The organism is Streptomyces sp. CC208A (assembly GCF_030010625.1).
In the GTDB taxonomy this organism is placed as follows: domain Bacteria; phylum Actinomycetota; class Actinomycetes; order Streptomycetales; family Streptomycetaceae; genus Streptomyces.
Genome location: NZ_JASCXN010000034.1, coordinates 64,483 through 75,326, shown reverse-complemented (window position 1 = coordinate 75,326; position 10,844 = coordinate 64,483). Strand labels below are relative to the sequence as shown.

Below are 10,844 nucleotides of genomic sequence, written 5' to 3'. Positions count from 1 at the left end.
GCGGGTGAGTGGTCGGAGGCGTCGTCGTCGGTGGCGTGGTGGGCTCACACCCCGGCTCACCCTCTTCACACTCACCCGGCGGAGTCGTCGGCGGGTGAGTGGTCGGAGGCGTCGTCGTCGGTGGCGTGGTGGGCTCACACCCCGGCTCACCCTCCTCGCACTCACCCGGCGGAGTCGTCGGCGGGTGAGTGTGAGGGGGCTTCGTGGTGGGGTGGTGGGTCGGCTTCCCGGGCTCGTCGCCGTAGCCGTCGGGTTCCCCCGTCGCGTGGGCGCAGAGGTCTCCGACGACCGATGCGACGTAATCGCCCAGGTCCATGTTCGCGCCGCAGAGTTCCGGCGAAAGGGGGGCGTGGGCCTGGCCGTTGCCCGGGCCCGGCGTGTCGCCCGTGCCGGGGTGCGAGTTCGCGGCCAGAGCGAAGCCGCCGGTCAGCGACAGCAAGCCGGTCGCTGCCGCCGCGGTGAGTACTTTCCTGTTGATGATGGACCGCATACCGCTCTTCCTCGGGAGAAAGGGAGAGACCGGCGAGGATCCCCCCTCGCTCCGACCGGCCGTGTCACCGCGCTGAGTTCGTGCGGGACGGTCCTGAGAGTAGGGAGCGGCACACCGTGTGGTGTCGAGGCCACACGGCGACCGGTCAGAAAATCATTCGATCAGCCGCCCAGCGGGTTGGCCGGGAGGCCGCCGAGCAGCGGGAGGCCCTTGCCGGTCTGGTTCAGCTGGGTCGCGGTGTCGGTGACGCTCTTGACCGGGGAACCTTCGGTGGTGCTGCTGAGCACGTCCGACTTCAGTCCGTTGGCGGCGATCGCCTCCAGGCCGCCGTTGAGGCTGGTCGGGGTCATCGCCTCCGCGGCCATGGCGGGGGTGGCGACGCCGAGGGCCATGAGCGAACCGGCGACGGCCGCGGCGACCTTGGTGGGCTTCATGGGGAGAATCCTTCCGCTGTTCTTTCAAGTCACTTTCCACGCAGGCTTCTTGAGGAATTCCCGCGTGTCGTTCTGCCTTCTGTAACGAGAGGTGCGCTCCCCGGAAACTCCGGGAGGAAGGATTTCTCGACACTGCACCCGATCGAAGGGGACCGGTGCGATTTCCCGATGAGGTGACCGGACGCGCGCAGACCCGTACCGGCCCGGCGGGAGGCCGGACCGGTACGGGTCGGGTGCGGGCGCGGGTCAGCCGACCGGCAGCGACGGCTTCACCGGCAGCTCCGGCGCATCGACCGGCAGCTCCGGGGCATCGACGGGCAGCTCCGGCGCATCGACCGGCAGCTCCGGGGCATCGACGGGCAGCTCCGGCGCATCGACCGGCAGCTCCGGCGGGTCGACCGGCAGGTCCGGGACCTCCACCGGAAGCGGGGGCAGCTGGGGCAGGCCCGGCAGGTCCGGCGCGGGCAGACCGCTGCCGAGCAAGGTGGCGAGGGCGAGGTTGACCAGGGAGGTCAGCGTGGCCGTGACCTGCGGGACGACTCCGGCGACGTTCCCCGAGGTGACGGCGGCGAGGAGTGCGGCGACGGCCTTCTCGACGGAGGCGAGGGCATCGCCCACCACGTCCGCGGGGGCCGCCTTCACGGCCTGCGCCGGCACTCCGGCCTTCTCCGCCTTCACGGCCGCGACGGGCAGTGCGACCGGCGGCTTCACCGGCAGCTCGGCCGGGGTCTCCACGACGGGCGGGGTGACCGGCAGCTCCGGAGCGGTCGGCGCCTCCGGGGTGACCGGCAGCTCCGGAGCGGTGGGCGCCTCCGGGGCGGTCGGCGTCTCCGGCAGCGGCGCGGGGGCCGCCTCCTTCGCCCGGTCGACGGCGGCCTGGATCTCGGCCTTGAGGGCCTCGGCGTCGGCCGCGGGGACCTGGCCCTCATCGGCCTTGAGGGCTGCGGTGACGAGTTCGGTCACGGGGGCCGTCACCCCGCCGAGGTCGCCGAGGGCCTTGGTCCGGGTCAGCAGCGCGGCCGCGTCGGGGAGCGGGGCGTGGGCGGCACGGTCGGCCGCGCGGGACGGGTGGTGTTCGCCGGCGACGGCGGGTCCCGCCGTGCCGAGGGTGATGGCGGCGGATATCGCCAGGGCGGTGAGGCGGCGTGAAGCCAGGGGACGCATATGTGTTCCTTTTCCTTATGCGTCGGACAACAGTTCTCCCACCGTGCCTGCAGGCATAGCGCTCTGCAACCACGGAGCTACTGAGCGCCACGCCTCCGTTCGGGTGAATCCACCCCTCCGACCTGCCCCCGGAAGGGGCGTGCGCCGTTGCACCGGACGGCGCACGGGGGTGCGTCCGAACGAGTACCGACCCAGTGGCCGCAAGGGAAAAGCCGGTGCGCCCACCCGAGAGGGTGGGCGCACCGGCTTCGGAAGGACCGATCCGACGTGCGAGATCAGGCGTTGACGCAGGTGTTGCCGAAGGCCGGGTTCAGCGCACCGATGACGCTCACGGTGTTGCCGCAGAGGTTGACCGGGATGTGGATCGGGACCTGCACGACGTTGCCGGAGCCGACACCGGGGGACTTCACGGCAGCGCCCTCGGCGATGGAGTCGGCGGCGGCGGCACCGGCGGTACCGGCGACCGCGGCGGCGGCACCCACGGTCAGGACAACGGCCTTCGCGATACGGGACATGGAGAAGTTCTCCTCGATCGATTTTCAACTCGGACTGCACGGACTGTTCGGCCCGGCTCCCTCAACAACGCGCCGGATTTTCATCGGTTGCTCTCCCGAACGGGTGACGTTCAACCGATCTTTGGCTTGGCGGAGGGCCATTCGGGGGACGGGGCGGGGAATGGCGCAACACGCTCAACGAGGAACCTGCCGCACGGATACGGGAGTTAGGGTTTCCAGGCATCTAATGCTTACTATCGCTCCGCGTCGGGGTTATAACGTTCCCGAACGTTGCTTCCGGGCCCGCCGCGCGTTCACCCATTTTGTGCGGATGACAACTCCCCTTCCCCCTCACCCTGTCTTCACGGGTCTTCCCTTCCTTCTCTCGACAAAAAAGCGGAGAACCTGTATGCGGAATTCAGCGGTTCTTGCCGTGCGTCGCGGCGTGTCGTGCGCGCTTTCGCGCGCGGTTCCGCCCGCCTGGGACACCGCGGACGTACGGCGCTGACGTGCGGGCGCCGATCGAGGCGGACTCCGGGTCCGTCACCGTCCTTCACGCGGTCCAGCCCGGCGACGGCGGGGTGGCCAGGGTCGTCGTCGACCTGGTGCGCGCCCAGCGCGCGGCCGGGCTGCGGCCCGTCGTCGCCTGCCCGCCCGGCACCGCCCTCGCCGCCGAGCTGCGCGCCGGGGACACCGAGGTCCACGACTGGCGGGCCGGCCGCGAGCCCGGTCCCGCGCTGCTCCGGGAGACCCGCGAGCTCGCCCGGGTGGTGCGGGCCGTCCGGCCCGGGCTCGTCCACGCGCACTCGGCGAAGGCGGGCCTGTGCGCCCGGCTCGCGGTGCGCGGCCGGATCCCGACCGTGTACCAGCCGCACGCCTGGTCCTTCGAGGCCGTCACCGGCACCACCGCGGAACTCGCCCGCCGCTGGGAGCGGTTCGGTGCCCGCTGGGCCGACCGGATCCTGTGCGTGAGCGAGGCGGAGCGGCGTACCGGCGAGGAGGCCGGGGTCGTGGCGGCCTGGTCGGTCGTGCACAACGGGGTGGACGTGGCCCGGTTCGCGACCGGCGGGCCCGCCGGGAACCCGGCGCCCACCGTGGTGTGCGTGGGCCGGCTCTGCCGGCAGAAGGGCCAGGACGTGCTGCTCGCCGCCTGGCCCGCGGTCCTCGCCGAGGTGCCGGCCGCCCGCCTGGTACTGGTCGGCGACGGGCCGGACGAGGAACGGCTGCGGGCCGCCGCCGGCCCGTCGGTGCGGTTCACCGGCGCCGTGGGCGACACCGCCCCCTGGTACCGGGCGGCGGACGTCGTCGTACTGCCGTCCCGCTGGGAGGGCATGGCCCTGGCACCCCTTGAGGCGATGGCGGCGGGCCGGCCGGTGGTCGTCACCGACGTGGACGGCGCCCGCGAGAGCCTGCCGCCCGGCCACGAAGCCCCGTGCCTGGTCCCGTCCGAGGACCCGGCCGCCCTCGCCGCCGCTCTCGGCCGCCTCCTCGGCCGGCCGGAGCTGCGGCACCGCCTGGGCCGGGAGGCCCACGAGCACGTCCTCAACAGATTCGATGTGCGGCGCACCGGAGCGGCCGTCGCGGAGATCTACCGCGAGGTGGCCGGAGTGCGGGGCACCGAGCACAGAGAGCCGATTGCGCAGTGACCACGGAAAGCACCAGCGTCCCCTCCTCTCCCGGGCCGTGGCCCGTCGCGGGCCCGGCCTTCGGTCCTGCCTCGCTCCTCCCCCGGCGGCGGCTGTCCGGCCGGCTCGCGCCGCCGCGCCGCCGGACGGCCGTACGGCCGGGTCCCGGGACGGGGGTGCTGCGGGCCGTCGACTGTCTGGCCGTGCTCGCCGGTGCCGCGCTGCTCGGCCCCGCCCACCGGGATCCGCGGCTGCTGCTTCCGGTCGCCGCGCTGCTGCTCGTCCTCCACGGGCGCGGCGGGCTCCACCGGCCGGCGGCGCACGTGCGGCTCCTCGACGAGCTGCCCGCCCTGGCCTCCCGGGCCGGGGTGGTGTGGTGCGTGGCGGCGGCCGGTGCCGCGGCCTGGTCGCCGGCCCTTGCGATCGGGCCGCTGCGGCTGTGCGGCGCGTACGGCGTGCACGTCGGGGTCGTGGCCGTGCTGCGGGCGGTGCTGCTCGCGCGCGGGCGGCGGATCGCCCGGGAGCGGCCCCGGTCCGCGCTGGTGGTGGGCCCGCCCGCGGCGGCCCGCCGGTTCGCGGCGGCGGCCGTCCAGCACCCCGAGTACGGGATGCGGCCGGTCGGCGTCGTGGGGCTGCCGGACGCGACCGTCGGCGAGCAGCGACCCCTTGAGCCGGGGCTGCCGCTGCTGACGACGGCGGAGGAGATCCACCGGGCGGTCATCCAGAACACGGTCCGCGAGGCGGTGTTCCTCTCCGACGAGCCCGAGCTCGTGACCCTCTTCCAGCACTACGGCTGTACGACCTGGCGGGTCGGCGGGGAGCGGCAGGACGGGCCGATGGGCGAGCACGTGTGGGGATACGCGCGCCGGCGGCTCATCACGCCCGCCGAACGGGGCGGGGTGCGGGCCAAGCGGGTCCTCGACGTCGTGCTCGTGCTGCCGGCGCTCGTGCTCGCGCTGCCGGTGCTCGCGGTGTGCGCGCTCGCGGTGCGGCTCTCGGACGGGCCCGGGGTGCTGTTCCGGCAGGAGCGGGTGGGCCAGCACGGGCGCCACTTCACGCTGCTGAAGTTCCGTACGCTCCGGCCCTCGGACGAGACGGAGTCGGCGACCCGGTGGAACGTGGCCGGGGACCGGCGGATGAGCGCGGCCGGCCGCATCCTGCGGAAGTCCTCGCTCGACGAGCTGCCGCAGTTGTGGAACGTGCTCCGCGGCGACATGAGCCTGGTCGGTCCGCGTCCCGAACGCCCGTACTTCGTCGCCCAGTTCAGCAAGATCCACGCCGGGTACGCGGCCCGCCACCGGATGCCGGTCGGGCTCACCGGTCTGGCACAGGTGCACGGGCTGCGCGGCGACACCTCGATCGAGGACCGCTGCCGCTTCGACAACCACTACATCGACCACTGGTCGCTCTGGCAGGACGTCTGCATCCTGATCCGCACCGCGGCCGGGCTGCTCCGACCGACGGGGAGCTGAGGATGGCCACGGCCGTGACGACGGCGCCGGGCCTCGCGGAGGTCCCGGACGTCCGGGACTGGGCCCGCCGGGCCGGGGCGCTCTCCCCGGTCCTGGCGGTGATCGGGCTGCTCCTCGTGCCCGGCTCCGGCGGGGCGCAGGGCGGGACGGGCGGGACCGGCACGGTCGCCGACGCGGCCTCCGGTCTCCTCGTGCTGATCTGTCTCGTACGGATCCTGCGCGGCGGCACCCGGCCGCTGACCCGGACGGCGGCGGTCGTCCTCGGCCTTCCGGTGTTCGGGGTGTGCCTGGCCGCGATCACCTCGAACGACCCGGCCTCCAGCCTGCCGGGCGTCGCCCGTTACCTCCAGGTCTTCGTCCTGGTCCCGGCGGCCGTGCTCCTGATGATCCGGGACCGGCGGGACTTCGCGGTGGTGGCGTGGGGCCTCGTGGGGCTCGCGCTGCTCCAGGGCGCGGTGGGCGTCACGCAGTACCTGACGGGGACCGGCGCCTCGTACCAGGGGGAGGACATCCGGGCGGTCGGCACCTTCGGGGCGACCGACGTGATGGGCATGGCGACGGTGGTCGCGTACGGCCTGGTGACCGTGGTCGGTCTGGCCCTGGGCAGCGGCCCGGGGCGGGCCCGGACGGCCGCGCTCGTCTGCGTGGGGCTGCTCGTGGTGCCGCTGGTGCTGTCCTTCAGCCGGGGCGCGTGGATCGCGACCGTGCTGGCCTGCGGGATCCAGCTGCTGCTCGGCGGGGTGCGCCGGGCGGCGCGGGTGGCGCTCGCGGTGGGCGCGCTGGCGGTGGTGCTTGTCGGCGGGTTCGGGGTCGGGTCGACGATGGTGGAGGAGCGGGTCACCAGCATCACGCGGGTGACGGCGGCGCCGGACCAGTCGGTGACGGACCGGTACACGATGTGGGCGGCGGCCGGGCGGATGTGGCGCTCCGAGCCGCTGACCGGGGTGGGGCTCAAGGGCTTCCCCCAGTACCGGGACTCGAACGCCTCGGTGGCGCTCTCCTCCGGCAGCGACACGGCCGGTGCGGGCGCGGGCTTCCGGAAGCAGCCGCTGCTCTCCCCGCACAACATGTACCTCCTGGTCCTCGGCGAGCAGGGGCTGATCGGGCTGCTCGCCCTCGCGGGCAGCTGGCTGGCGCTGCTCGTGGCCGCGCTGCGGCGGCGCCGGGCGGGCGCGGACTGCGCGCTGGTCGCGAGCGGGCTGCTCGCCTGGCAGCTGATCGACTTCTTCTACGCGGACATCGGCGGCCCGTCGACGGTGCTGATGTCGGTGGTCTTCGGCCTCGCGGCCTGGTGGGCGCTGGCGCCCGACGCCGAGGGTCCGGTGGAGGTGCGCGGTGCGTGACCCGTGGGGCGGTCCGCCGGATCCCACGGACGCGCGTGTCGCGCCCCCGGGGGCCGGCGGCGGGGCCGCCCCGCCGTGCCCGCCGCGCGGCGGGCCCCTGACCGACCCCTGGTCCCCCATGCCCCCGGGCGCCACGGACTCCCCGTGCGCCCCGGGGGCCGCCGTGCTGCCGGGGGGCGGTGGTACGAAAGCGGGCGCGGGGCCGGAGGTCGTACCTCCGGCGGCCACCACCACGCTCACCGCTCCGCCGCCCCCGCGCACCGGGCGGCGGGCGCACGCGCGGGTGAAGGCGCGGGCGGGGCGGGGGTTCCTCGCCAGGGCGGCGGCCGTGACGGCGGGACTCACCGCCGCCGGGGCGGTGCTCGGGCTCCTGCGGGACCAGATCCTCGCCGGGTACTTCGGCGCGGGCGCCGAGACGGACGCCTTCCTGGTGGCGTGGACGGTGCCGGAGTTCGCGTCCACACTGCTCATCGAGGACGCCATGGCGCTGATCCTCATCCCGGCGTTCTCGCGAGCCCTTGCCCGCCGTTCGGGGAGCCTGTTCGGCGATCCCGTGCGGGAGCTCGTCCGGGGGACCCTGCCCCGGCTCGTGCTCTCGGTGGGGATCGTCGCCGCCGCCCTGATCGCCGCCGCCCCCGCGGTCGTCTCGCTGCTCGCGCCCGGGCTCCCCGATCCGGGGCTCGCGGTGGACTGCGTCCGGCTCACCGCGACCTGTGTGCTCACCTTCGCGCTGGTCGGGTACTGCTCGGCGGCGCTGCGGGCGCACCACGTCTTCCTGCCGCCGGCCGCGATCTACGTGGCGTACAACGTGGGGATCATCGGCACGATGGTGCTGCTCCGCGGGGCGTGGGGGGTGCGGTCGGCCGCCGCGGGGGTGGCGGTCGGCGGGGTGCTCATGGTGCTCGTGCAGGCGCCGGCGCTGCTGCGGGAGCTGCGGGCGCGGCCGGTGCCCTCGCGGGAGCCGGAGGCCCTGGTGGCGGAGGGCGGCGGGGCCGGGCGGCTCGTCGTCGTGGGGCTGATCGCGCCGGTGGTCGTCTTCTCGCTGGTCCGGCAGTCGCAGACGCTGATCGAGCGGTTCCTCGCCGCGCCGCTGCCGGCGGGGGCGATCTCGCACCTGAACTACGCGCAGAAGATCGCCCAGTTGCCGATGATCCTGTCGCTGATGCTGTGCACGGTCAGCTTCCCGGTGGTCGCGCGGGCGCTGGCGGCGGGTGATCCGGAGGAGGCACGGCGGCGGGTCGAGCGGGATCTGCTGCTCGCGGCCGTGGTGGTCCTCGCGGGCACCTCCGTGGTGATCGCCGCCGCCCCGAAGATCGTCGAACTGCTGTTCCAGCGCGGGGAGTTCGGCCGTACGGACACGGCCGCCACCGCCGCCGTGATGCGGGTCTACGCGCTCGGCCTTCTCGGCCAGACCATGGTCGGCGCCCTCGTCCGCTGCTACTTCTCCGCCGCCCGCCCCCTCTGGTACCCGGCCGCCGCGATGGGCCTCGGGCTCGCCGCCACCGCCGCCGCCGGGGTGCCCGGCGCGCGGGCCTGGGGCGCCGTCGGCATCGCCGCCGCCAACGCGCTCGGCATCACCCTGACCGCCGTCCTGCTGCTGTGCGGCGCCCACCGGCAGACCGTCCCGGTGCGGCCGGGCCGGCTCGGCGAGGGCCTGCTGCGGCTCACCCTGGCCGCCGCGTCGGCGACCGGCGCGGCCTGGCTCTGCTCGATGGCGATCGGCCCGCCGGCGGCCGCCGTCGCCGTCGCCGGCCTCGTCACCGGCGGCGTCTTCCTGGTCTTCATCGCCTGCGCCGCCACGGCGCCGGAGATCCCTCCCCTCCCCCACACCGCCCTCCGACGCCGAAGGACCGACCATGCCCGCCCCCACCGCGCTGCGCCGTCTGCTGCCGAAGCCTCCCCTGTGGGCGAAGCCTCCCCTGTGGGTGGCGATGTACCACTCGATCGCGGACACCGCTGACGACCCGTACCGGGTGACCGTCTCCCCCGTGCGCTTCGCCCGCCAGCTCCACTGGCTGGGCGACCGGGGGCTGCGCGGGGTGTCCGTGCGGGAGCTGCTCGCCGCGACCGCCGAAGGGCGGGCGAAGGGGCTCGTCGGTCTCACCTTCGACGACGGCTACGCCGACTTCCTCGACTCGGCGCTGCCTCTGCTGCGCCGGCACGGCTTCACCGCCACCGTGTACGTCCTGCCGGGCCGGCTCGGCGGCGTCAACGACTGGGACGCCGACGGCCCGCGCAAGTCGCTGCTCACCGAGGAGGGCATCGAGCGGATCGCCGGCGCCGGCATGGAGATCGGTTCGCACGGCCTGACCCACCGGCGGCTCACCGAGGCCGACGACGCCACCCTCGCCGACGAGACCCGGCGCTCCCGGGCCCTCCTGGAGGAGATCACCGGCGGCCCGGTGGACGGCTTCTGCTATCCGTACGGGGCGGTCGACCCGCGCGTGGTCCGCGCCGTGCGCAAGGCCGGGTACGGCTACGCCTGCGCCATCGACCCCGGCCCGCTGACCAGTGCGTACGCTCTGCCACGTATTCACATCGGCGAGGACGACACCTCCTGGCGGCTCACCGCCAAGCGGGCCCTGCACCCGCTGCGCCGCCGCCACCCCGCCGAACTGCTCCCCGCCCAGGCGGGCCCGGCCGCGGCGGTCCTGGGATGAGCGGGACCGGCAGGCTCAAGGTGCTGCACGTCATCACCGGCCTCGGCATCGGCGGCGCCGAGCAGCAGCTGCGGCTGCTGCTGCGTCACCTCCCCGTCCGGGGCCGGGTGGTGGCGCTCACCAACCCGGGCCCGGTCGCGCTGGGCATCGAGGCGGACGGCACCCCGGTCACCCACCTGGGGATGGCCGGGAACCGGGACCTCGGGGCGCTGCCCCGGCTCGTCCGGCTCGTCCGCGAGGGCGGCTACGACCTGGTCCACACCCACCTGTACCGGGCGTGCGTCTACGGCCGGCTCGCCGCCCGGCTCGGCGGGGTCCGCCGGGTCATCGCCACCGAGCACTCGCTCGGCGAGGCGCAGATCGAGGGCCGCCCCTTGTCGGCGGGCACCCGCGCGCTCTATCTGGCCTCGGAACGCCTCGGCACCTCCACGGTCGCGGTCTCGGCGAGCGTGGCCCGCCGGCTCGCCGACTGGGGGGTGGCGCCGGAGCGGATCGAGGTCGTGCCGAACGGCATCGAGACCGGCCGCTTCGCCTTCGTCCCGCGCGCCCGCCGCCTCACCCGGGGCGTCCTCGGCATCCCGGAGGACGCGTTCGTCGTCGGCGGGGTGGGACGGCTCGCGCCGGGCAAGCGGTTCGACCGGCTGATCCGGGCCGTGGCCTCGGTGCCGGAGGCCCGGCTGCTGCTCGTCGGCGACGGCGAGCGGCGCGAGGAGCTGCGGGCGGTGGCCCGCGAGTGCGGCGCCGCCGGCCGTGTCCTGTTCTTCGGCGCGTGCGAGGACCCGCCGGCGCACGGCCCCGCCGGGCCGATGCTCCCCGAACTCCTCGCCGCGATGGACGTCTTCGTCTCCACCTCCCCCGACGAGACCTTCGGGCTCGCCGTCGTCGAGGCGCTGGCCGCCGGGCTGCCGGTGCTCTACGTGGCGTGCCCGGCGATCGAGGACCTGCCGGCGGACGCGGCGCCGGGCGCCCGCCGGATCGGCGAGTCGGTGCCCGAGCTGATCGGCGCCCTGCGCGCGCTGCGGGCCGAGCGGGGCCCCCGGCCCGTACGGCTGCCCGCGCCCGCCGCCGCCCGCCGCTACGACATCGCGCACAGCGCCGACCGGCTGATGGCCCTCTACGACCGGGCCGTCCACGGCGGTCCGACCCCATGAGACCCCGCTCT

The 10,844-nt window shown here is 75.1% G+C and carries 9 protein-coding genes and 1 pseudogene; 6 read left to right on the top strand and 4 right to left on the bottom strand.

The window, feature by feature from the left end; all coding sequences use genetic code 11:
- From QK442_RS29565 to QK442_RS29550, 4 genes and pseudogenes are all read right to left on the bottom strand, one after another.
- Positions 1-490 (bottom strand): annotated as a pseudogene (locus QK442_RS29565) (hypothetical protein); the annotation flags it as partial.
- A gap of 161 nt (positions 491-651) precedes the next feature.
- The gene (locus tag QK442_RS29560) at positions 652-924 is read right to left on the bottom strand and encodes a hypothetical protein (protein WP_282697149.1); all 273 of its coding nucleotides are present in this window, start codon (positions 922-924) and stop codon (positions 652-654) included.
- A 246-nt stretch (positions 925-1,170) separates the two neighbouring features.
- The gene (locus QK442_RS29555; RefSeq protein WP_282697148.1) at positions 1,171-2,088 is read right to left on the bottom strand and encodes a hypothetical protein; all 918 of its coding nucleotides are present in this window, start codon (positions 2,086-2,088) and stop codon (positions 1,171-1,173) included.
- Positions 2,089-2,363: 275 nt separating this feature from the next.
- Positions 2,364-2,603 carry a chaplin gene (locus QK442_RS29550; RefSeq protein WP_282697147.1) on the bottom strand — a complete coding sequence of 80 codons (240 nt, stop codon included), beginning with the start codon at positions 2,601-2,603 and terminating at the stop codon, positions 2,364-2,366.
- A gap of 488 nt (positions 2,604-3,091) precedes the next feature.
- On the opposite strand from QK442_RS29550, the gene QK442_RS29545 reads away from it, so the two are divergent.
- The 6 genes from QK442_RS29545 to QK442_RS29520 all read left to right on the top strand — a co-directional run bounded on the left by QK442_RS29545 (position 3,092) and on the right by QK442_RS29520 (position 10,833).
- The gene (locus tag QK442_RS29545) at positions 3,092-4,228 is read left to right on the top strand and encodes a glycosyltransferase (RefSeq protein ID WP_282697146.1); all 1,137 of its coding nucleotides are present in this window, start codon (positions 3,092-3,094) and stop codon (positions 4,226-4,228) included.
- Positions 4,225-5,679: an exopolysaccharide biosynthesis polyprenyl glycosylphosphotransferase gene (locus QK442_RS29540; RefSeq protein WP_282697145.1), complete on the top strand. Its 1,455-nt coding sequence runs from the start codon at positions 4,225-4,227 to the stop codon at positions 5,677-5,679. Before QK442_RS29545 ends, QK442_RS29540 begins: the two co-directional genes overlap by 4 nt.
- Positions 5,680-5,681: 2 nt before the next feature.
- Positions 5,682-7,022, top strand: coding sequence for an O-antigen ligase family protein (locus QK442_RS29535; protein ID WP_282697144.1), 1,341 nt, complete (start codon positions 5,682-5,684; stop codon positions 7,020-7,022).
- A gap of 118 nt (positions 7,023-7,140) precedes the next feature.
- Positions 7,141-8,982 carry a murein biosynthesis integral membrane protein MurJ gene (murJ, locus tag QK442_RS29530; RefSeq protein WP_282697143.1) on the top strand — a complete coding sequence of 614 codons (1,842 nt, stop codon included), beginning with the start codon at positions 7,141-7,143 and terminating at the stop codon, positions 8,980-8,982.
- The gene (locus tag QK442_RS29525) at positions 8,879-9,682 is read left to right on the top strand and encodes a polysaccharide deacetylase family protein (protein ID WP_282697142.1); all 804 of its coding nucleotides are present in this window, start codon (positions 8,879-8,881) and stop codon (positions 9,680-9,682) included. The genes murJ and QK442_RS29525 overlap by 104 nt, the downstream gene beginning before the upstream one ends.
- Positions 9,679-10,833: a glycosyltransferase gene (locus QK442_RS29520; RefSeq protein WP_282697141.1), complete on the top strand. Its 1,155-nt coding sequence runs from the start codon at positions 9,679-9,681 to the stop codon at positions 10,831-10,833. Before QK442_RS29525 ends, QK442_RS29520 begins: the two co-directional genes overlap by 4 nt.
- The last annotated feature ends 11 nt before the right edge of the window (positions 10,834-10,844 follow it).

Bases quoted from the DNA above. Each gene is read 5' to 3' on its own strand.
- QK442_RS29560 (WP_282697149.1), bottom strand. From the start codon at position 924: ATGAAGCCCACCAAGGTCGCCGCGGCCGTCGCCGGTTCGCTCATGGCC.
- QK442_RS29550 (WP_282697147.1), bottom strand. From the start codon at position 2,603: ATGTCCCGTATCGCGAAGGCCGTTGTCCTGACCGTGGGTGCCGCCGCC.
- QK442_RS29555 (WP_282697148.1), bottom strand. From the start codon at position 2,088: ATGCGTCCCCTGGCTTCACGCCGCCTCACCGCCCTGGCGATATCCGCC.
- QK442_RS29520 (WP_282697141.1), top strand. From the start codon at position 9,679: ATGAGCGGGACCGGCAGGCTCAAGGTGCTGCACGTCATCACCGGCCTC.
- murJ (WP_282697143.1), top strand. From the start codon at position 7,141: ATGCCCCCGGGCGCCACGGACTCCCCGTGCGCCCCGGGGGCCGCCGTG.
- QK442_RS29525 (WP_282697142.1), top strand. From the start codon at position 8,879: ATGCCCGCCCCCACCGCGCTGCGCCGTCTGCTGCCGAAGCCTCCCCTG.
- QK442_RS29535 (WP_282697144.1), top strand. From the start codon at position 5,682: ATGGCCACGGCCGTGACGACGGCGCCGGGCCTCGCGGAGGTCCCGGAC.